Annotated in this window: 15 protein-coding genes; all 15 read left to right on the top strand. The window is 36.0% G+C overall.

Features of this window, described 5'->3' with window-relative positions:
• Positions 1 to 1,019: 1,019 nt before the first annotated feature.
• The 15 genes from BLS14_RS31555 to BLS14_RS31620 all read left to right on the top strand — a co-directional run bounded on the left by BLS14_RS31555 (position 1,020) and on the right by BLS14_RS31620 (position 22,166).
• Positions 1,020 to 1,352, top strand: coding sequence for a hypothetical protein (locus BLS14_RS31555; RefSeq protein WP_090955775.1), 333 nt, complete (start codon positions 1,020 to 1,022; stop codon positions 1,350 to 1,352).
• Positions 1,297 to 2,409, top strand: coding sequence for a hypothetical protein (locus tag BLS14_RS31560; protein WP_143021613.1), 1,113 nt, complete (start codon positions 1,297 to 1,299; stop codon positions 2,407 to 2,409). Before BLS14_RS31555 ends, BLS14_RS31560 begins: the two co-directional genes overlap by 56 nt.
• 860 nt (positions 2,410 to 3,269) lie before the next feature.
• Positions 3,270 to 3,353 (top strand): sigma factor-like helix-turn-helix DNA-binding protein, encoded by an 84-nt coding sequence (locus BLS14_RS32395; RefSeq protein ID WP_256336783.1) that lies wholly within the window; start codon positions 3,270 to 3,272, stop codon positions 3,351 to 3,353.
• Positions 3,354 to 3,943: 590 nt separating this feature from the next.
• Positions 3,944 to 4,351, top strand: a complete 408-nt coding sequence (locus BLS14_RS32900) for a hypothetical protein (RefSeq protein WP_090955779.1) — start codon at positions 3,944 to 3,946, stop codon at positions 4,349 to 4,351.
• 114 nt (positions 4,352 to 4,465) lie between these two features.
• Complete coding sequence (locus BLS14_RS31570) at positions 4,466 to 5,521, top strand: hypothetical protein (RefSeq protein ID WP_090955781.1); 1,056 nt, start codon at positions 4,466 to 4,468, stop codon at positions 5,519 to 5,521.
• A 275-nt stretch (positions 5,522 to 5,796) separates the two neighbouring features.
• On the top strand, positions 5,797 to 6,750 hold the full coding sequence (locus tag BLS14_RS31575) for a hypothetical protein (protein WP_143021614.1): 954 nt from the start codon (positions 5,797 to 5,799) through the stop codon (positions 6,748 to 6,750).
• 169 nt (positions 6,751 to 6,919) lie between these two features.
• A complete protein-coding gene (locus BLS14_RS31580; RefSeq protein ID WP_090955785.1) occupies positions 6,920 to 7,312 on the top strand; it encodes a hypothetical protein in 393 nt (130 codons plus the stop codon).
• 693 nt (positions 7,313 to 8,005) lie between these two features.
• A complete protein-coding gene (locus BLS14_RS31585) occupies positions 8,006 to 8,293 on the top strand; it encodes a transposase (RefSeq protein ID WP_176854905.1) in 288 nt (95 codons plus the stop codon).
• Positions 8,294 to 9,474: 1,181 nt separating this feature from the next.
• Entirely contained in the window at positions 9,475 to 11,841 is a 2,367-nt protein-coding gene (locus BLS14_RS31590; protein ID WP_176854907.1) for an S-layer homology domain-containing protein, read from the top strand.
• Between the two features lie 562 nt (positions 11,842 to 12,403).
• Entirely contained in the window at positions 12,404 to 12,973 is a 570-nt protein-coding gene (locus BLS14_RS31595; RefSeq protein WP_090955789.1) for a non-canonical purine NTP pyrophosphatase, read from the top strand.
• A gap of 2 nt (positions 12,974 to 12,975) precedes the next feature.
• Positions 12,976 to 13,827: an SIR2 family protein gene (locus BLS14_RS31600; RefSeq protein ID WP_090955791.1), complete on the top strand. Its 852-nt coding sequence runs from the start codon at positions 12,976 to 12,978 to the stop codon at positions 13,825 to 13,827.
• 37 nt (positions 13,828 to 13,864) lie between these two features.
• Positions 13,865 to 16,816, top strand: coding sequence for a hypothetical protein (locus BLS14_RS31605; protein WP_090955793.1), 2,952 nt, complete (start codon positions 13,865 to 13,867; stop codon positions 16,814 to 16,816).
• Between the two features lie 3 nt (positions 16,817 to 16,819).
• Positions 16,820 to 19,627 carry an amidohydrolase family protein gene (locus tag BLS14_RS31610; protein ID WP_090955795.1) on the top strand — a complete coding sequence of 936 codons (2,808 nt, stop codon included), beginning with the start codon at positions 16,820 to 16,822 and terminating at the stop codon, positions 19,625 to 19,627.
• Between the two features lie 511 nt (positions 19,628 to 20,138).
• Positions 20,139 to 21,371 carry a hypothetical protein gene (locus BLS14_RS31615; RefSeq protein ID WP_090955797.1) on the top strand — a complete coding sequence of 411 codons (1,233 nt, stop codon included), beginning with the start codon at positions 20,139 to 20,141 and terminating at the stop codon, positions 21,369 to 21,371.
• A 63-nt stretch (positions 21,372 to 21,434) separates the two neighbouring features.
• Positions 21,435 to 22,166: a restriction endonuclease gene (locus BLS14_RS31620; RefSeq protein ID WP_090955799.1), complete on the top strand. Its 732-nt coding sequence runs from the start codon at positions 21,435 to 21,437 to the stop codon at positions 22,164 to 22,166.
• Positions 22,167 to 22,180 lie beyond the last annotated feature (14 nt).

A 22,180-nucleotide genomic window follows, 5' to 3' on the forward strand; every position in this document is an offset into this window, starting at 1 on the left:
AAGCATTGAATCAGAGACTATGTAAAATTATGAATTGAGCCATTTTACATTAACTAGACTCAATCTCCGATGTGATATTCTCGTTTATTACTTTAGGCAATGATAGAAGTTTATGAATCTTGGTCTCAGCAGATGAAAAGATTACATAAACCCTTCTATCTGAAAATTTGACTCTTTAATCTGAACTTCATTAAATCGCAAATTGTTGTCGCTTTTCGTGATTGCATAAAATATTTCGCTTATACATTTGATAAAAGCTACGATATCAAAGCATTCCTTTCATATCTGTATTGGAAAAAAGTGGTCATCAAGAATTCATATGAGAACTTTCCATAGATTCACATAATTACTGGATTTCAGACTTACAAGAGGATATTCCTTTGGGATTTAGGACTGAAAAGGATATTGTAGCGATTAAAAACAAAGCACACACAATATTAAATTGTATACCTAATATTATCCCTTCTCTAAAAGCTGTCTTTAGATTGCGCATGTATGAATCGACCTACTAAGGCTTTTAAATATTCAAGCCTACTTCCATTGAACAGATAGTGAGTTCCTGATCGCTCTACAAAAGGCTTCAAAGCTTCTGAAGGAAGCAGAAATGTTCGTTCATATCTTGAAAAGTATGGGCAAAGGCAAGTAATGTATTTGGGGTCTTTAACAATAGTAACTAGGGAAATAAGGTTTTGTCGGGAGGGGTAAGAAGAATAGGGGCATTCTTTCAAACAATATTATTTGATAGAGATTAGGATTATGAAATTTACATTCCAATATCAGTCACGCCCCGCCGATCTGGTGGGGGTTCCTTTATGCGTACAGATATTTTCAGGCGGGTTTTGTGAGCCTTAACTGCGGCACATAAGCAATACCATTTTTGACTAGCCACAGGGTGGGGGATAATAAAAATTAAAGCTTAGTAATGTCTGGGGGTGATATAATTAGATTGGTGAAATTGCATTGCTTACAACAAAACTTATCGTATTTTAAAATAAATCAGTAAAAGTGGTGTACATAAAATGGAAAGAATTATTCATTGCAGAGATTTTTTTAAATTATCCGACGAGGAACATATAGACATTGACGTTGCATTTAGATTTAACGGCGCTAATGTGTACACTTCTGAAGGTCAACTTGTCATTGAAAGTATTAAAGAAATCAATGAAATCGATGGCCCACATGAGATAAAACGGTATATTCGTCCAGACTTGTTGGTAATAGAAGGAATACTGAGTTATTTTACAGGTCATCTATTTACTGTCTATCAACTTTCGCGAAGTGAACAGCGCATTGTAGATGACGAGTCGAAGTTTCCTGAAGGAGGAGATTCACAAGGTAAGTTTTTTTTTTGAAGGTTATGATTACTCCAATGATTTAAATGTCCTGCTTGAAAAATTAGAGAAAAGAGAGTTCAGATCTTTAATTATAACTTTATTAGATAGATGGCGAAAAGCATTATATATGGAATTTGAGAGCGAAGTGAATACATTTCATGATGAGGCAATACTTACTCACTTCCATATCTTTGAACTACTCGTGGGATATTACTATGAAGACTTTAAAAGAGAAGCTCATGAAAAGACAAAGGAATTTTTGATATCATTTGCATCTGAAATACTCAATCAAAGAGGAAATAACCTTGAGAATACTGTGAATTCTAAATTCAATTTACTAAAGGAGATACTTGTAAGTGAAGAGGCTTCAATTACAACTAAAATAAACTACTTTCTCAAAAGACACTATCTTCTTGACGATCAAACCTATGCTCTAATAAACAAACTTGTAAAAATTCGCAATTCTATAGCTCATGGAAGGATAACATACAAAGATAAATTTATTTGGCCCCTCCCCCCTTTCTTTAATTTAACGAATGAATCACACATTATCACTTCACAGATCTCAACCATGACTGCCAGAGCTATAGCTTTACATCTTGGCTTAGATGCTTGGAAAGAAGAATGGGAGGACACACACAGGAGTCTTGCCCCATCGGATGAGGTACTTTTACAATTTATTAAAAATGAGGCAGAGCATGCTGAAGTCTCCCCTTCAAGGCTGTTAAATGGTGAATATAAAAATATCACAGTCTTTTCTATAATAAGATTTTTTATTGAGAATCAGAAAAAGTGTAGTGTAAAAGAATTGGAAAGTATTTTATCCAAAGCTATTAAAGAATTAACTATTAATGAGGAGAATTGTTGGCAATTATTTTTAGCATCTGTTCTTTTGTGTGATTCGGAAGATGAGGAGCTAGCAGAAAGTGCAAAAAAGAATGTTGAGCTTGCACATCAAAACGATTGGTACGGATATTCAAACATAAAGGATATTGTACGCTATTTTGATTATTACGGAATAACAGTTCAATGGCTTTATTCTTGGATTCGAAGTGAAGGACATTTAAAAAGCTAATAAGCCATAGGATCGTTCTAGAATGTACAAAAAGGTGTAATAAAAAAGGACGGCAATTCATAGCCGTCCAGCTCCTGAGCAAATGCTGTTCGTTCTCGGACATACTTTTTGATTTGTTTTCTATGTCAACTCAATACATGTGTGTGCTTACACCAGACATCGGCTAATAGCAGAGGATCGGTACAGTATGGCTTATTTTATTACACAATTTAGCCAATACTAATACACAACTGTACAAGATATAGCTACGAAAAAGCAAAGAAAGTGGAGACATTTGAAACAGATGTTAGTTTTGCTTTGATAATCCACATTATTTCTCTTTCTGAAATTATCATTGATCTCCTTTTGATGCTTCTTTTGGGGCAAATAAATCATGAAGCACTCTTTCAGTTAGTTAGGGTGGTGATAATCATGCGTGAATGAAACGGACTGGAATGAAGAGATCTTTGGATCGACTTGGACGTATTGTCCTTCCAAGGTGACGCGGGATACGATGGTAATTCATATCGGTTATCCGCTTAAGTTTTTCACCGAGGGAATAAGATTAATTTTACGAAGGTATACATCGACATTATGTGTGTTCTGCGGAGATCTGAATACAGATACTTATTTTAAAAGAACAATTCATTTGCCGAACCTGTGCGCAAGACTTAAAACACCCTGGCGACACTCCTCAAGAGTTCGTTCCTCAAACAACAAAACCCTCTGCGTCCTCGGAACGTACCGTTTCTGCTGCTAAACAAGATCTCCCTAATCAATCCAATGAGAGAACCGGAACCAGCAATGAATATCCGGAATTAAGACCCAAAACGGCCGTAAAACTTAAATAGTTGAAAGAACTTATGGCATAACAGCCCACATTGTCTCAACTTCAAATTGCAGAAAAGCTAGGCATTAGTCAAGGACGCATCTCCCAATTAAAAAAACTTCTTAATGGAAACTAGCAACTACAATCCTGAATCCTCTTTGTTATAAGATACGCTAAAAGGTGTAGGAACAAACTTTACTATTTACATATTTACACTAAGTATTAATACTAATATGACTCTACCTCACAACGAAACGTAATACACTCTTTTACAGAGTTGTATTTATTTGTTTAGTTACCACAATGTATACTGCAGTGCATCAAAGAATCAACTTACATTTCATATGTATCCTAATGGAATCCTGGATAGTTCTAAAGCATTATCTAAAATAAAACTATTTACCTATACCCACGGATAGGATAGTATATATTAAATACCTATATTTGAAGGATTAGATGAAAAAGTTACTTATCTCTGCTTATTATGTCAACACTATTTTCTGGATCGGGCCATAGCTGCTAGTAATACAAACACAAGTAACATTAAAACTACGAGCACAGCAGAACAAAAAGCAACTAATAAAGTCAAGTATTTTCAATCTATCAGATCAGCAACTCAAAAATGCAGTTGCAATAGGGAAGAACGGGTATGATGCCGTAATTGATTTCAATAATAAGCAAAAATTAAAGATCTCAATTGATAAACTAGAAATATGGCAACCAGATGTGTGGGTATCGACCCCATATTATAATATTGTAAGAGCTTCTTTCCTAAAGTTTAACGATTATGATACATATACATTAAAGGATGAAAAAGAGTTCTTAGCACTGCATAAAGGCTTAAATAGATTAGATTTCGAGCTACGCACGTATGGCAATAGTGTTACTTTTACGAAGAATCTAAAGGTGGTATTAAAACAAGGGAGTAAAGTTTACCAAGCAAAAGATATAAGCAGCAAGGAGAATGTCTCAATGAGCGGATCATGGCCAGAAGCTCCAGCATATGTGTCAGTCTTAAATGTAAGTTTTGATAATTCTAAGATCGATTTTAGCGAGCCAGCTGAGCTAGTTTATATGTACGCAGGTAAAGAATTATCTGTAACCTATAAAGTTGATTTTACTAAGGTGAAATAATCCCCCATCTGGGGGATTTTTTAATGAAAGTTCAAAGAGGACTACAATCTATCATTTTGTAGACATAAGTAAATCAAACATAAACATACGAAACTTTCTAAGGAGAATCAACACATGAAATATCTAAGTGGTTTTATGTTACTGAGTATATTGATCATCATCCTAGTGGGGTGTTCAAAAGGGGAGTCTGAGCAAGTGAAGCCTGAAGTAAAGGAAATTGAGGTACAGGAACAACAACCTATTAATGTTGAAATCTCTGTTAACGAGGAATTCAATAAAGATAATCATCTAGCTATTAGTGGAACAACGAACCTGCCGACAGATATGGAACTGATGTTGACAGTTACTAGTGAAGAAGGATATAACGCACAATCAAAGGCCTATGTAATGAACGGATTGTTTCAAAGTGAATGGTTCACTTCAAGTGGACAGGGGGTTCCAAGTGGTAAGTATAGTGTCGAAATCACTTCTCCTACGGCCAATGTTCAACCTCGAAATGTGAAAGATGTGATTGGCGAACAAGGCGCTAACTTATCCGGGCCGCTGGTGAACAAGGACGAAATCTGGGGGAAGAGAATAGTATATTCATATGCATTTAGTGGTGGGGAACCAATCGTTCAGTCAACCCCTGAAGATGAAGAGATCTGGTCCACTATCAACGATAATTTAGAAACCGGTCAATACATGGAGGTTGCAAATGTAATAGATAAACTTTCTGAACCAAGCAACGATCTTCAGATGATGTATTATTACTCCATGTACCACGTTTACGGGCAAGATGGAGAAGATGAGAAATCACTTGAATCGTTATATCGTATACCAAGCAATTATAATGGTCACAATGCTGATCTGGTTTCCTATTATAAATACAGTCATGAATCATATGAGGCTGGACGAACCGAACCGTTAATGAGTTTTGAAGATTATGTAGGTATCTATAAGAATAATGCTAGCTCATCAGAAAACTATAGATCAGATCAAAATCAAACAACTTCGAATGAACCAAGCGAACCAAAAGGTAACGATTACTCGAGTAATGAGGCATCTTTATACAATGGCTCTGGAGATTACAGTATTTATGGAGAATATAAACCGGTAGAAACCATGACTCAAGAAGAAATACGTGAGGAATTAGAAGCGATTTTGAGGAACACACTATCTGGCAATTAACATTTGCTAAGACATTTCATTCTGGCCAAGCTCAAAGAAAGTGGATCTAGTTGTTGATGAACGCAGCAGATTCACTTGAAACTATTACGTGTAAGTGCTTGATCTTTCGTATAATGAAACTGTAGAAAGATTGTTTGTAAATGAATTACTGGATCACAGAGTATATTTTGTTTTCAAACGTATTTTTCGGAAGTGAAAATGAAAAAGACGTATTGCTTGTACTTTAAGTTGGTTGCTGATTAGAAACCTAGATGATGAGTAAAGGAATGAAAGAGATGAACAAATGGACAATGAAGGAAACTTTGAAGGGAAAGACTTTACCTGTAATTATCCTAACGATTATTTTGACCATTGCAATTAATAAATTGATCAATCGAGTAATGACTCAAGAGGTGATTTTTGAAGGAGGTTTATACACTTCTCATACAAATCATTTCTCACTTGGTATTTATGGTGTGATATTTGTAATCCCCGCTGGGTTTATCAGTATTTTAGTTGTAAAGCTACTTACGAATAAGATTAAAAGGCAGCCCATCTCCTTTGATGATGAAAAAAACTTCAAATGGCATAGTATGTATGGAACTGTATGCGGGTTTATTATTCTGTTTCTTCTACTTAACTTAACTAATACGTATGCATCTCAAGTGCTAGTATCTGATGTATGGGATGCTCTCATACATCTAGCTATTACATTCATTATTCCAATAGTCTTTGCTATAATATCAGCAAAGTTGATCAATAAAGTTATGGTTCGTGTAACAAATACTAACGGAAGATTGATTGAAGAGATAGAAGCAGGAAAATATGATGGAGGAATTCTAAGTCAGAAAGATAAAGCTAGAATGTTGAAGTTATTAAAAAAGGGAAGTGTATCTTCCTTGAAGGGAGGAATGTTGCGTCTTAAGGTCATTGATTTCTTACTTATGGTCGGAGGTACTATTGTATTCGCTCTGCTGTTTTTACTGGATAAGACTGTCTCAATGTTTGGGAATCCAAACCATAGTACCGGATGGAATAATGGGGAAAGTAATTTACACAAAGAGAAAGAACGATTAAAAAGTGAGGCATATGATACAGCTGAGGAAAAACGGAAACAGGCCAATTTTTCAAAAGAAAAGTTTGTAAAACAAGCTAATTATAATGTTAGGTATTCGCAATCAGAATGGAATCGAGCAGTTCGAGATGAAAGAGAATATCAAAGGGCCAAACGTGATGCAGATTCGTTATAGTTTGAATTGAACAAGTTGATAGACACTTATCACTATAAACTCATTATAAATTCTCAAAGCAGTGGCTTACTTTACAAAAGCGGAAAGCTGCCAAATGTAAAAAATACAATTCCTACTTATTTTAATACATTCTACAATCGAAATTACACTTCAGAGGATGGTGTTGGTAATGGCCAAAAATACGATGTTAGTGTTAAATAGAACCGCTCGTAATATACCTAACTATGCAAATCAGATTGTATCAGATTATGAAAAGGCAAGCGAGGAATGGACTAGAATTTTATCCGATCCAAAAAGTAAAACAGTAGATGGCTTAACTCAATTGATCAATAAACACACTGACACTTTCTTAGAACTAAACACAACCGGTACTTGGGAAGATGCCATGGTATGGAGTGCATTTATGTATTATTATGATGCACAAACAGGCTTGCAATTCGAAAGCGGAATGCATATACAATTAATAATTGATGCATTTCATAAAAGTGACTGTTCCTCATATGTTAAACGAACAGTCGATTATGCATATTATGTCCTTCGCGACAAGAAAATCGAGAAGTAATTGGAAATTTTACATCCACGGGGGTAAGGCAAAAGGGGTATTGAAGATAATCCCCGAATCCATCAACAAAGAGGAACAGCTTTAGTTGGGAAAGACAACACAAATATCCGTAAGGCTTATTTCAAACCTATATAGGATCAAACACGTAACATCCTGCCAGAACAGCACTTATTAAGCTATGAGGTAATATATAATTTTGCGAGGTACAATATAAAAAAACAACATTTTGCAATATTTTCAATTACGTTTGAGGAATATGAGGCATTTATTAATGCAGGTGTATTTTATTGGCCAAATGAACTTTCTAAATTAACACCTTATCAAAAAAGCTTAAATCATATTGAACTTAAAGAAAAGGTAGGAGATAGAATAGCCATTGTAGTAGGGGCTAACATGAAGAATATCAAAGATGAATACTTAAAATAAAAAATTAAATACTCCAATGATCACACATATTGCTGAAGTAGCTGAATTGAGCATTACTTATCTTCAAAAAACTATTAATCAAGACAGATTTAAACCTAAAATAGCAAATTATAGTATTATCCCCTTCTTGATATGAAAAAAAGACATCTGGTAAGATGAACTTAATCATGTGAAGGGGATTTTTTTTCATTACAAAAAAAGGAAAGGAATTCCGACGGTAATCCTTGAATTGAAATCGAGGCGGCCCTGCTGGTCAACGAGGAACATATGAGTATACGTGAAGTAGCGACACATTTAGATGTTCAAGATAAATATCAGGTACAAGTATCGGCAGCAAAAACGAAACAGGGAATGAGTCTAGAAACTGCTACATCCAAACGGGGACGCCTTAGAACAAAGTTTTCCAGTATGGAAGATGAGATGGCATTTTTGCGGGCAGAAATTGAATACTTAAAAGGCAGGTTTCCAAAATCAACACAAGTAATGACGAGTAAAGCAGTCAGATTTCAAATCATAGAGGACCTGCGAGCACGCCACGGTCTGGTTTGCTCTTAAAGCTAGCTACGTTTTCCCGCTTGGGCTATTACAAGTGGAGAAAAACAGATCAGCGGCAAAAGAACGTCGATACAAGGAACATGATCTGTGAAACATTTCTAACAATCGTGTTAGTCCGGTTTATTGCACTTTGATAAATTGCTGCATATTCGACTGTTTTCTTCAGTTAGATCATTACTAAGTAGAACAGGTCCTCCTTTAAAAGGAAGTAATGATGTAGAACTAAACATGATGAGCATTATGTATGGTTATTTAGGTGTAACCAGGGTTGAGACAATCTGATCTAAGTCAGACAGTCGTATTGTCGGAGGAGACGCGTACAACTACATACAAATAGGTATCAGCGGAGTCCGTATCATTCTTGGAGGGTTGTTATTTTCAGTGGAAATAAAGCGCTATCAATTATTTAAACAATTAGAAAAAGAAGTATACCATATAGAATCGAGTTCTAATAAAGGAAGGTACCATTGCAATTGGTTTCTTCTATTTGTAAACGCTCTATATCAGTCATGATGACGAATTCTTGAAAATGGTATCTATATATTTATTTATCAGATATTGTATGTTATGATAATTAGGAAAAAAGAACCATTATGGGGGGGCTAGATAGTGAACAAAAAGGGTGTTTTTTAGTTCTTTGGTATTACTCATTTTTTTATGATAAGTAATACATAATTGCGATGTTGAACCACTTTGGAAAATAGAGGAGCTAAAAAAATCATCTTAAAAAATTTGACTATACAGATAAGCCACTTAAGGGTTAATAATTTAATTGGTCTCATTAGGTCTTAAAAGTTCTAAGTGCTTCATATACATATGATCCCGAGAGTAGGATAATTGATTTAGCAAGAATAAGAGTACGGTAACATTAAATCTCAACAGTTAGCAAAGCTTTATACATTATATACCGCTCCCAAAGTCGATAACAGTATTACGTACATTTCACTAAAAGCCCATAAAGGTCAGGGTGTATCTTTGAAATTGACAACAACACTTTAAATGTAAAAAACTTAAATTTATTTTGTGGAGGGTAATGGCTCTTCATTTTCTTTGTGTTGTATTAAATGTGTATGTCAGCGAGTGGACAAACTTGATAGCTGGATACCGTAATTTAAAAACCTTATAGTTTGGAAGTAATTAATTATATCTAAATTATGAAACTTAGAGAGGATGTATTAATAATGATCTACTTATTTAGGAAACTAGTTAACCAGACTTTTATAGGATTACTCATCTTAGGAATTTCAATTTTATTCCTTTTTTCTTCTAATTCTATATCTGCCGCTGAAGGAACTTATACTCGCTTATCTGCAGGAACTCAAGAAATCACTATTGGACTCAATACGGAGTATAGCACTTCTTTTTCGGCATTAGGAGATTTTGGAGTCGAAAAGTCAGTTAATTCTCTTGCCAGTTGTACAATTGAAGACAGTAGTGTAGCCGTTGTAGTCAACGACTGCCAAGTTTACTCCGTTTCACTTGGAAGAACTTCATTACATATAGAATATCAAGGGCTGACTCTAAACATCCCTGTGAGTGTCATAGAAAAGTATAGAATTCAAACAGATGCACCAAATGTAGAACAGTCCACTCTAGATGTTTATTCAGGCTTAGATCTATCGTCTATCTCAAAACAAAGAGAAGAAGTGCTGAAGGAACTCAATCAATACCGTTCCTTTGCAAAATTGGAGCCTCTTACTATCAATGAAAATCTGAATAAAGGTGCACAAGCTCATGCTAATTATCTAAAAGCAACAGGAACAACCGGCCATATTGAGAATCCGGCACATCCCTTGTTCTCAGGTACTTTTCCTTCTATGAGATTACAGGCTTTTGGTTATCCCAACATCAATGTAAGTGAGGTAGTCAGTCCGATGAAATCTGATCCGGTTGAATCTCTGAATAGATTAATTGCAGCTCCGTTACACCGAATTATTTTACTAGGTCCGGGACCTGACGAAGCGGGTATAGGAGTGAGCACAAATCATTTGGTTATTACACCAGGAACAAAGCGGGTAGGTGAGAAACTAATTGATCGTAGTGTCGTTTTGTTTCCTGCGGAAGGGCAGAAAAATGTTCCTTTGTCATGGGTAGCCCTAGAATCCCCTAATCCTCTGGCCTACTATCAAAAAGAAGGCGAGCAAGTTGGTTATCCAATTTCCATTAGTACGAGTTATTCTAATAAAATGAAATACCACTCAGCAACATTTACAGATTCTAAGGGTCAATCAGTTGATTTTTACCTTGTAGATAGTGAGCATGGTGGAGTTGAAGAAGCTATACTGCTGATTCCCAAGCAGCCATTGAAACCTAATGAGAAATATACTGTCCAGATTGATTTTGGCCAAAGCAAGCAGTCTTATGAAGGGTATGGTATACCTCCACAAGAGGACACTAAAACGTGGAGTTTTACTACTCGTAATGAGACAGCGCACAGCTTGACATTAAATAAATCGAATTTATCTCTTAATGAGGGTCAATCGATCAATCTACCTAAGGTCTTCTTAACAACAGAACAAGGAACCATTAGGGACGTAAGTTCAGAATCTCAATATAAATCTGATTCAAGTCATGTTGTCATTCAAAACGGTAATTTGGTAGGTGACTCTGCGGGAACTGCAAAAGTTGTAGTTAGTTATGAGGGTAAAATAGTAAGCTTCACTGTTGATGTATTACCTACAGTCAAAAATACATTTAGCGATATGGCGTCACATTGGGCTAATGATGCCGTGAATTGGGGTAAAAAACTGGAGATTATGGGAGGCTACGCAGACAATACTTTCAAACCCAATAGGCTAGTTAGTGAAGAGGAATTCCTTAAAATGTTATTTAAGCTGTATGAGAAAGAAATTCCGACGGAAATTCACAATCGATCTAAAACTAAAACAAAATGGTCCATAGGGTCATGGAGTGACCCATACTATAACTATGCTCTTTCATATAATCTTGATTTAGATAAAAGCGCATTAAAGAAAGCAGCTCGTCAAGAGCCATTAACAAGATATGAAGTTGCATCAATTATCGCAGGTCTACATGGTAAGAATTATAGCAATGCTCAGGATGCCGTACGTTTTCTCTTAGATATGGGATACTCGACAGGGAAAACAGCATCAACCATAGATGGGTATCAAGGTAATGACTCTTTGACTCGAGCAGAAGCGGTCCAGTTTCTTCGTAACTTGGTCCAAGAAGGGATGAATAGTATTCAAGGTAGACCAGAACAAGTCAGCCCATTTATTAAGCAAGATCGTTTTATCAAAGCCAAATACAATGAAGATACAACACTTAACGTTAGCGGCAGATTTCAAGAATACGCTAATCAGACAACAAAAGTTACTATAGGTACTCTCTTACCAAAATCAAAAGTAATCCAAGAATATTTGGTGACGTTTGATCGCGAAGGTTACTTTACAATCCCAACTTCAAAGGTAATTGATCAAGATGGCTTACCAATTGAAGAGTTAATTATTGATTTTCTTATTCGAGAGGATCTCAGCTATCAAACTAAAGTGAGCTATTTAGCTACATTTTATAATGTATATCGATAGTTCTTTTCAAGATTAATCTTTGATTAGTACTAAATATATCTCTATATACAAGTAGCATGGCACCAGTAGAGATTATGTTGTCCTTTCAGCATGAAGCGACTGCATGATATTTAAAATGATGAGGTTGGTTGGAATTTCTAATTGGGGGAATAGCCTTAATTACGTTTTAAATGCTTCTTTTTGGGATTAACGCTGTTCCGGTTTGAGGTGGGGATGGAATTTGTCTATCCTCATTTTTTATTGATTGTAAGAAGAACTATTTTATTTGTTTTTGGCCTTGTTCTAAGTTTTGTAGTTACTTTATGGCTAATAAATAGACACAGCACTATGGATTGAAATTATAGCCTTTCTTCATGGAATGGTGTTTTAGGAGGGGGGGCCATAGACAGCGTGAAACAGAAGTTAAGTGCGCTCACACTTGAGATTAAACGAAATAGGATACGGCAATACAAATGCATGCTTTGCAATTTACTGCGATTAAATCACATTTTTTCTCAGATAAAGGTGTAAATATCCCGATATATTAATTATTATGTCTCTCATTTGAAAGGGCGGAAAATGCTTGAAAGAAATATGGTTTGTGACAAGCAGTGAAGATAAGTTTAAAGAACTTAACGAGATTGTTCAAAGCTATCCTAGTAAAAAAAAGCCTGTTTTTAGATTTCATCCAGTTGAAACTAGCGAAATTCAAACAGAGGACATGGAAAAATTAATTAAGTTTAAAGCTTTAGAGGCTTTTAAAAAGATCAAGCGTCCTTTATTGGTAGAACATACAAGCTTACATTTAAGAGATTGGGGAGATTTGCCTGGTGGCTTGACACAAATTATCTGGAGTAACCTGGCTGAGGAGAAGTTTATAAAACTCGTTGGCACCGACCGGAAGATAGCTGCTCGGACTTATCTTGCCTATATCGATGGTAAGAAGATACATACCTATGTGGGAGAGATAAAAGGAAAGCTAGCAAAAAAAGCGAGTGGAGATAATGGTTTTGGCTGGGATAGGGTTTTCATTCCGAAGAAGCTTAGGGAAACCCTTGCCGAATTGTCTTCTGATGATAAAAATGAAATTTCTATGCGAAGAAAAGCTGTAAGGAAGTTCCTGAAAGACTTGCAGTCTAAAGGAGAGATCTGAGTATGAGTGACGGATATATCTATAAACTGGCTCGAAGTATTCAAAAAGGCGATACCATTTTATTTGCTGGAGCAGGAGTGTCCCGTAATCTCTCGCTTCCTTCTTATGGAGAATTAATCGATCAATTAGGTATGGAGTTGGGCTTCGATCCAGAAATATTTTGGAATTTAGGCAATGATGACTACTTGTCTCTAGCAGAATATTATGTTCTAGAAAAAGGCTCATTAACTCCACTTTTAGAAAAATTCCAAAGTAAATGGATTGTCAGTACGGATATGGTCAAAGCCTCAACAGTTCATGAATTGTTGGTACAGCTGAATTTCCCGATCATATACACGACGAATTATGATAACGGATTAGAAATGGCTTTTGAAGAATATGCTCCTAATATTAATTGTCGCAAAATTTCTGATGTAAAGGATATTGCGAGAAGCAACGGGTGCGACACACAAATCATAAAGTTTCATGGTGATATGGAAACCAAAGATGAATCAACTATTGTTCTAACCGAGTCAAGTTTCTTTGACCGGCTAGATTTCGAGTCTCCTTTGGATATAAAGTTTCGTTCTGACATACTAGGAAAATCGATACTTTTCCTGGGCTACAGCCTGAGCGATATTAATCTCCGAGTGCTACTTTATAAGCTGAACCAAATTTGGAAAACTTTCAATTCCACTAGTGTTCGTCCTCCTGTATATATGTTCTTGACAAGCCCTAATCCAATTCAGGAACGTATTTTGCAGGCTCGTGGCATCACACCTATTATTTCTAGTATTCCGGATCCTCGTGACGGTACGATTTCATTTTTAGAGTCGCTAGTTGAAAGGACCGGGAAGCTGAAATCATCGTGCTAAATATAACTTAAATTGATCAAAGAAGGGAAATTAAATTATGAGTTCAAAAGTAAGTACATCTGAGGAGCAAGACGAAGTAATTATCGGAGCTAGAGCACTTGGTGACCAAATCTATAAGATTATGCCTACTTACGATCTTCTACTGGAACAGTTAAACGAAGTTCGCTTAACTGCTGCCAAACAAATTGAGAAAAGTTTGAATCGACGTAATGTTCAAAATAAGCAAGATTTCAATAATACTGTTGGTATTTTTGGGCCGAGGGGGACGGGGAAATCCTCTGCCCTATACACACTGCGAGTCAAGTTAAACGAAGATAAGTACAATAACAACATTCTACTGCCGCTGATAGAACCTGATAACTTCGGGGAAAACACAAAGATTATTGGTTCAATTGTCGGATTGCTCTGTGAAGAGGGCAGAAAGCTTCTACAAATACTGAAGAATGAATCGGACGTACCGGAGAATCTTAGTATGTATTTCAACAATGATACCTTAAGGCCGAATAACCCACTTAAACAAATTATTGATGAGACAATTGAATATCATCTGTACACCGAGCGTCAGTACCGTGACATTCTGGGACAAAACTATGCTGATTTCGCTACTCATATCCGTAAATCAGAACGATTACTGATCCCTGATATTGAATTTAAAAAGAAACTAATGATACTGATAGATACGATCGTAGATTTGAAAAAATCATTAGGTTCTCAAGACCAAAACGAAAATAGCACAGTAAAATCAGACAGTACATCCGGAGTTCCGCTTATTTATATATTTATTGACGATATTGACTTAAAAACATCTAAAACTCGTGAGCTGATGGATGCTCTATTGCAATATACAAATCATCCGAATGTAATCACCGTTTTGTCAGGAGACTATGAAATCTTGACCGAATCACTGACACTTGCCTTATTACAAGATGAACCGCTGAAAGAGCTTGGATTAGGTGCCTATGATTCATTGAAATTGTTAGATAGAGATAATGATGGGATATTAAGTAAATGGAAAGATAGAGAATTTGAAAAAAACTCTAAAGATAAAATGGAAAACTTAACCATATTGAAGCGAAAAACTGGTCTGGCTCATGAATATCTTAAAAAGATCATACCTCCAGCGAGACGTCATCAATTGGTGAAATGGAACGAAACAACGATTCCAAATTTTGGTTTTGGGGATGAGACACTCCTAGACCAACTGGTGAAACTAATGGGAAGATGGTCAATATTTAGTTACAAAGAGAGTGAAGCTACTAATAAACCGATAAACAGAAGTTATTTAATTTTTGATGAACGACCGAGAGGTATCGTAAATGCGTATTATCATCTCAACCAATTGTTAAAAGCAAAGGAAGATGAAAACATAAACAAGTTAGAGAAACATTTTCAATTGGTTAAGGCATTTATCGATACTTTAATTTTATCAAATACTAAACTGCTACCTCATCAAGAATTCATTTATGAGAGGTTTCTAATCTGGGGAAGTGAAGCGAAAAGTTCATCAATTCAATATGAGGTTTTAAGTGATTTAGAGAGTAGATTTGAGTTGGAAAAAGAGTTGGTAGATTTTAAAATCTCGTTATATGTTATTAGTGAGATTGTTAGAAATTTATTACCAGATGTAATGCATGATCATGCAGGTTACTTTAACTGGCGGAGAAAAGTAATGAGTGATTTATTAATTAAACCACATGAATTAAGAGATATTTCAGAAAAAAATATTATAGAAAAATATATTAAAAGATATCAGTATTCAGAATATCGTTTATTTTTCCTCGTGGAGACAATTGCTTTACTAGCAGAACCTGAGATTGCCGCATTGTTAGCTCAATTAATTTCAAATACAGACATAGACTTATATTATAAAAACAGATGGGACTCGGAGAATGCACAAGTTCAGGATGAATTTGTGATAAAAACGATTCATAATCTCTTGCTTCAAGAAGAAGAAATGAGAAATCAAAGGCAGCTGGTAGTAGGAAAAGTTGAGAGTACAACATTCTCTTTACTTGAGGGGCTCTGTCATCAGGCATACAGTAATCAAGACAGTGATAAAAGCCAAATGGCCAACTTCAGTCTTAACCTTTTAGAATCCTTATCTGCAGAAACAGCAGAAGTAGTGACTGCAGAACGACAATTCAAGTTGATGATGGATGAATGGGACAGAGCTCTTGAGAATGCAAGAGGTGATTGGACTGATTATATAGAGCTGCAAATTAAGAGGTCATTATTCCTAAATTCTATTATTTTCATTAAGAACATGGAAGACATAAATTATAAATTTGATGTAAAATCAACAGACATTGGACATACTTTAAATATTATCAATAGTGAGAGAGAAAATATAGGTTCTAACGTACCGGATGTAATCTACTCTACTTTAGAGAATAGGATGAAAATATTTGCTAAAGATATTCGTGTGAAATTCTCTATGTGGGAAATAGAAATTGAACTAGACAGCATTGACCAAAAAGTCAAAGATAATTTCTTGTACAAATACTCTGGAGTAAGTCTTACTCGTTATCAACAAGCCAAAAATGCTTTCAGACGTATGTGTAATACAAAAAACTATAAAACATTCAGTTCTGGTCTTCAAATAATTGAAAACTTATCACAAAATAATAGAGTTTACTATGGACGAAACGAGGCTTCTGCCTTGCTTCCCAATCTAAGAGCGGCTTCCAGATTTTCCATTGAAAATTTTTCTGAGTTAGAGCTTGTTACGATACAACAATATGCTAAGTATGTCGGGGCAAATCAGATTGAAACCGGCTTGAATGAATATGAAGGAGCTAAGAAATCAATTCAGAATAAACTACTCGAATCAAAAACCCGATTAGAGATGAGAACGTTAGCAGAAATCAGGGGCTACAATCTTGAAATGAAAGATTTGGACACAGCTGAACTCTCTGAACAAGAAATTGAAGACATAATAGATAATAGTTTTGATGAACTAAATACAGATATTGAAGTTTCAGGGGACTAAATAATGATTAACAAAATCAGTCTTCTTATCAACATTTCACTTTTCCCATTCCAGAATTTGCGTTTTATTGGTCAGCTTGAGATTCTAGCGGCATTAGGTTATACAGATGAGAAAAGTGAAGTAGGTAAGAAAGCTCGGCAAAGAGCCCAATGGGATCTTCAAACTCAAATTCAGAATGAAGTCCTTCGAAAAGCGCGACCAAAAAGTATGGATGAAATTAATCTGCTCATGCAGAAGTTCTATCCGATGCTTTGTAACGACGATGAAGCCGAAAGAGCAGGCTTTCGCTATAAATCCTTTAAGAAATCAATTCCTATAGAAAAGAAGTTGTATCTTCACTATTTTCGAATATTGGAAGAATTCGGTGATTCACTAATTTCATATCGCGATGGAGATGTCGTATTCAAATATTGGAAAAATGATGTGAACAATGATAAGGAATGGAAGTTCATTGATTTCATGGAACATTACAAGGGTCAAGACAAAGTTCATTTTTTTCATGCGATCAGTAGGTTTATTCCGCTTGATCTAATAATCATACTTCACTTTATTAAAAATGGTTTGCATGAACCTTATGAGCTGAATGAGTTCTATCAACATGTGAATTTGGCTGACGCGGCACTTGATGACATCTTGGGTAGAGGAGTAGCAGAAAACCATATTCACGCTTCGGCTGCGTTTAATTTCTCCATTTTGTGGCAAGCGGTGATGAACGGCCGAATTAAAGCAGGATACCTAAAGAAGTTTCAACCCAATCATCTGGCTGCCTCAATGCATGTGGAATCCTATATCTTGACAGCAAGACTTCTCCGGATAATATTGACACTTTATCTGAAAGATCAATTTTACAATAATCCGGATGTTTACCAGAAGGGATTTATCGCTCAAAAACATGATCCACTATTTAAATGGTTGAGAGATAACTTTACTAAGGAAGATCCGGAGACTTTACAACTATTAATGAAACTACTTAGGGATCGAGACTGTGAATTTGCTCCATCAGAAGAATTAATAAGCGCAATTGAACGAATCAGACTTGCTTTTACAGATGACGACGAATCTGAGGCGTTAGATTTTATTTTCAGTATTTTTTCGAATCATAAAGGTGTAAAGACGTACGGAGAAAATATATTTTTGCATCTTGTTATGTTGTATAAACATCGAATTCAGGAATCGCCCATGTTTATCGAGAATTTCGAACAATTTTTCCGAACTTTTTTTATCTACTTGTCTATCAAGAATGAATTTTATCAACAGGTCACCCAGCCGACAGTCATGCATGGGCTAGATTTCTTTAGGGGATATTTTGATCGGGCAACAGATGGTATCGCCAAAAATGGGGATTATTACAAAACGATGCTACGAACATTATTCCAGAATCGTTACTTAAAAAAAGTCGAACTAAGAATTTCAATTAAAAATAAATTACAAGCAAACAAGCAGACCCTGTCCGAAATTTTAAAATCTTATCGCGAAGTAATTCGTGAGGATTACGGGGTTGAGGACGACCCTCAAGTTGAATTTCCGATGCTCGGAATTGTCTATCATTTCATAAAAAAACCAGATAACCCGAACAAAGACTTATGGATGTATGACGATGAACGAATCCATACACTTAAGGCATTACACTTCGGAAACCTGCAAGAGGAGTACATCAAGCAGGTACAGCACTTGCAGGATCTACGTAGAGACGTTCCAATGGCTACGAACTTTATTGTTGGTTTGGATGCAGCCAGCCTAGAGAACAACACGCCTGTGCAGGTGTTCGCTCCAGTATTCGAGGAAGCACGAGATAGCATATACGATGGACTCCGAATTAAAGATCCGGAAGGGAACATTCTACCTCGGCAAAGCTTATTCTTTACTTTTCATGCTGGAGAGGACTTCCGACATTTAATTTCAGGGCTTCGACGTATCGATGAAGTCATACGCTATTGTAAACTTCATGCAGGTGATCGGATTGGTCACGGCATAGCACTGGGAGTAAATATACCGGAATGGGTAAGGCATAACCCCTTGGTTATCTTACCTCGTGGTGAGTATTTAGATAACTTACTTTGGATCTGGGGAGTATACAGCTACACACCCAAGCTTCAAACAGAGACACTGGTTTATTTGGAGAGAACGATTGACCGAATTGCTGCAGAATTATTTGGAGAGGTTGTATCAGCAGGTGATTTGCGAATTCCAGTATTATATTCCGTTTATGAACGTAGATTTAAGAGACGCACGAGAGAAGTAATGAAACTCCAACAACTTAAAGAAAGAGCAGGCAATCAACAGGAATACGAACGAACAATAAGACTGCAGGACAAACTGTATGTAGCTTATCATCAAGAAACAACACTAGTAAAAATGGAAGAACCGATCTATGTCATGACTAATGAAATTGAACAAATCATAATGAACGATATGCAAAATCACTTAATTCATAAAGTTTCCGCTAGTGGAATTGTAATCGAGGTCAATCCTTCATCAAACGAAGCGATCGGAGAAATTGACTCTGTGTTTGGTAATCAGCTCTTTAAACTGCAGTCTGCAGTTAATGCCGAACTAACAAATGTGCTTGTCAATGTTAATTCTGATGATCCGATGGTCTTTAATACAAACGTGAGCAATGAGCTTGTCTATATGTATTATGGAATGCTTCAACAAGGGATGGGACGTGATGCAGCACTTGATTGGATCGAGAAGCTGAGGAAAGCAGGAATGGACACTTCTTTTATCCGAGGAGCTCGCAGTCGTAAGCAGTATCTTCAAAACTTAGATATTACCATTTCAGCATTAGAAACATATTCTTCCCCCATTTAAAATTAGTTGTTAGGGCTATTTACTATTTAAAATAAGAGATCTGGCTTCTTCTTCATGAAGAAGCCAGTCTTTTTTATTCTTTAAAAAGACAAAAATTACATTATAGTTGGATGGGGGTATAAAATTATTTTGTTAAATAATCAGAAACGAAAAGTTAGTAATATGAGAAATTGGATAGAGCAAAATTCCATAGTTAACTTAGACAGTAAATTATGAAATAAGGGAGTAGCAGGAAATGAGTAAGAATTAACAAGCACAGTCCTTTTGACTTCGTACGTCATTGCATGATTTTTTTAAAGCAGACAACTGTTAGAACATCTAACCACTGAACTCCTCATCGCCTTATCGTGAGGGGAGTTTTTTAGAATTCTTATGCTCTATAAACTTCATTCTGAGGGCATAGCTATCTTTCCCCCGCAAGGCTATACTTAGAGCATAGAGTTGAGATGTTAATTATGTTAAAAGAAACTTGAGAGGGATATGTTCCCTCCATATCAGTTAGGAGGACACCATGAGAAAGCTGGATTATTTATTACATACAAGCATAGGCAATTACAAAAGATACTTGGATCGTTATCACAATCGGTTGAAATTTCAAATTTTACAGGAAACATACAGCAAAAATAGCATGCCTCTCGAAGAAAAACGCAGATTTCAGCAAGAACTTGATAAGTACATGCGTGATAACAATCGAAAGGCCTTTCACGGACCAGTTGTAATACAATTAGATTTCTTTCCGAGGCGGGGAAACCCTCCTAGCATACACAAGCTTGCTAAAAATTATATTGATTTACTATATCCTACGGTAACGAGGGCGCTTCGACTACCTATGAAAGACGATCGACAGATTTCCATGCTTATAGTCAATTATCACGTCCAAGAAGAAAATGAAGAACCCTTAATTCGTCTCACTATAGCTCCCATGCGAGACTTTATGGAAGACCTTAGACTCTATGAAAATATTAGATCGGGTTCTGGCTTCCCGGAAGATGACGGTTATATGTTGTACGATGCAGATGATTTAATTGAGAATGTTGAGCGAGACGATCCCAATGCGCTTGACCGCGCATTGGAGTCGCTAGAAGAATACAGAGAATTGAAAAAGGATCTTAATATTCTCAGGGACTTAAGTTTAGAAACTCACTATATACGTAGTGCACAATCTGCATTTTTGAGAGGATTAGACATCAAGCCTAGTCATATCCCATTAATGTATGATACCCGAGAAGACATCGGTAAACACTCAACGATTTTTAATGATTTTAGAGATCAGTATCGTCGAGATTTAATAATTTCTGTACCGTTTACTCCACTAAAATCTACTGGCCTACCTACCAAAGAAGGAGAGACTGTCCAGTTCAAGAAACTTATTCGGTCGATGCTTGACCAATATAAAGAGAGGTATTCCATCCTACGCCCGCTTCTCGTTAATTTGAAAGTAACCATTCTTTACATTCCTGCGATAAACCATGAGAGTGATTTAGACAATCTAGCACGCAAAATTATTCCCATGGTTAATGAAATTCTAAAGCCTCCAGCGGGTTTATGGTTTAACGTTAATTCACAGCCTGCAGGGTTCCCTAAGCAATCCATTATTCAATATCAAGTTATTAAACTACCACGTTCCATAAATGATCCAGAGGACGGTGTAGCAAGGGTTGTTTTAGGGGAATATGAACCGTTTCATAATCTTTGGGCCAAAATAGACAAACTGATTGATGCTTGGGCAGATCGAATTGACTGATTTGTCCGATCCTTCCCTCGTATTACAAAACTTTTATTACTAACTTAAATTTAGGAGGGTAAAATGAACTTAGCTAATGACGTGATTATTACATGTGGAAGTTGTGATAACATTATCAGATTAGGAAAAAACCAATTTGAATGCGAGACAGAAACATATGAAAGAAGTATGGGGGGTGAAATACAGTACGAATTTTATACTAATGTTGATTGCCCCGGTTGCTCCAATGAAATAAGCATAAACATCAGTGGATGGGAGTATCCAGTGGGAGCCTTTAATTATGAGGAAGCGGACATATCCGGAGGTAGGTACCTCCAAGCTCCAGAATTAGCAGTTGGTCTGATGTATTCTATTGATGAAGAGACTATTGAAGATGAACTACCCAAAGTTAATCAAATTATCTTGGAAATAAAAAACAATCCCCAATATGTTTATGATATCACCTCACGGGAATTTGAAGAAGTTGTTGCTGAAATATTTAGATCCAAAGGATATGAGGTGAAGTTAACACCCGCTACTCGTGATGGCGGTAAAGATCTTATTGTTAAATATAATGTAATGGGTAAGCCATTTGTAATATATGTGGAATGCAAAAAATATGGATCTGAAAACAAAGTCAGTGTTGATGTAATAAGAGGTCTATATGGCGTTCAAACTTCAGAAAAGGTTAATGCTGGCCTAATAGTAACGACATCTGCTTTCACTACAGATGCTGTTGATTTTGCGAAAAAACAAGGTTATTTAATGAACCTTGCTGACTTTAACGAACTTATTAAATGGATCAATGCATACTAGTAAGTAGTCAGGTT

The organism is Paenibacillus sp. OK060 (assembly GCF_900101205.1).
Classification (GTDB): Bacteria; Bacillota; Bacilli; order Paenibacillales; family Paenibacillaceae; genus Paenibacillus; species Paenibacillus marchantiae.

What these genes read in the sequence shown, in the direction of transcription:
- BLS14_RS31555 (WP_090955775.1), top strand. Translation starts at nt 1,020, where the DNA reads ATGGAAAGAATTATTCATTGCAGAGATTTTTTTAAATTATCCGACGAG.
- BLS14_RS31560 (WP_143021613.1), top strand. Translation starts at nt 1,297, where the DNA reads ATGACGAGTCGAAGTTTCCTGAAGGAGGAGATTCACAAGGTAAGTTTT.
- BLS14_RS31570 (WP_090955781.1), top strand. Translation starts at nt 4,466, where the DNA reads ATGAAATATCTAAGTGGTTTTATGTTACTGAGTATATTGATCATCATC.
- BLS14_RS31575 (WP_143021614.1), top strand. Translation starts at nt 5,797, where the DNA reads ATGAACAAATGGACAATGAAGGAAACTTTGAAGGGAAAGACTTTACCT.
- BLS14_RS31580 (WP_090955785.1), top strand. Translation starts at nt 6,920, where the DNA reads ATGGCCAAAAATACGATGTTAGTGTTAAATAGAACCGCTCGTAATATA.
- BLS14_RS31585 (WP_176854905.1), top strand. Translation starts at nt 8,006, where the DNA reads ATGAGTATACGTGAAGTAGCGACACATTTAGATGTTCAAGATAAATAT.
- BLS14_RS31590 (WP_176854907.1), top strand. Translation starts at nt 9,475, where the DNA reads ATGATCTACTTATTTAGGAAACTAGTTAACCAGACTTTTATAGGATTA.
- BLS14_RS31600 (WP_090955791.1), top strand. Translation starts at nt 12,976, where the DNA reads ATGAGTGACGGATATATCTATAAACTGGCTCGAAGTATTCAAAAAGGC.
- BLS14_RS31605 (WP_090955793.1), top strand. Translation starts at nt 13,865, where the DNA reads ATGAGTTCAAAAGTAAGTACATCTGAGGAGCAAGACGAAGTAATTATC.
- BLS14_RS31610 (WP_090955795.1), top strand. Translation starts at nt 16,820, where the DNA reads ATGATTAACAAAATCAGTCTTCTTATCAACATTTCACTTTTCCCATTC.
- BLS14_RS31615 (WP_090955797.1), top strand. Translation starts at nt 20,139, where the DNA reads ATGAGAAAGCTGGATTATTTATTACATACAAGCATAGGCAATTACAAA.
- BLS14_RS31620 (WP_090955799.1), top strand. Translation starts at nt 21,435, where the DNA reads ATGAACTTAGCTAATGACGTGATTATTACATGTGGAAGTTGTGATAAC.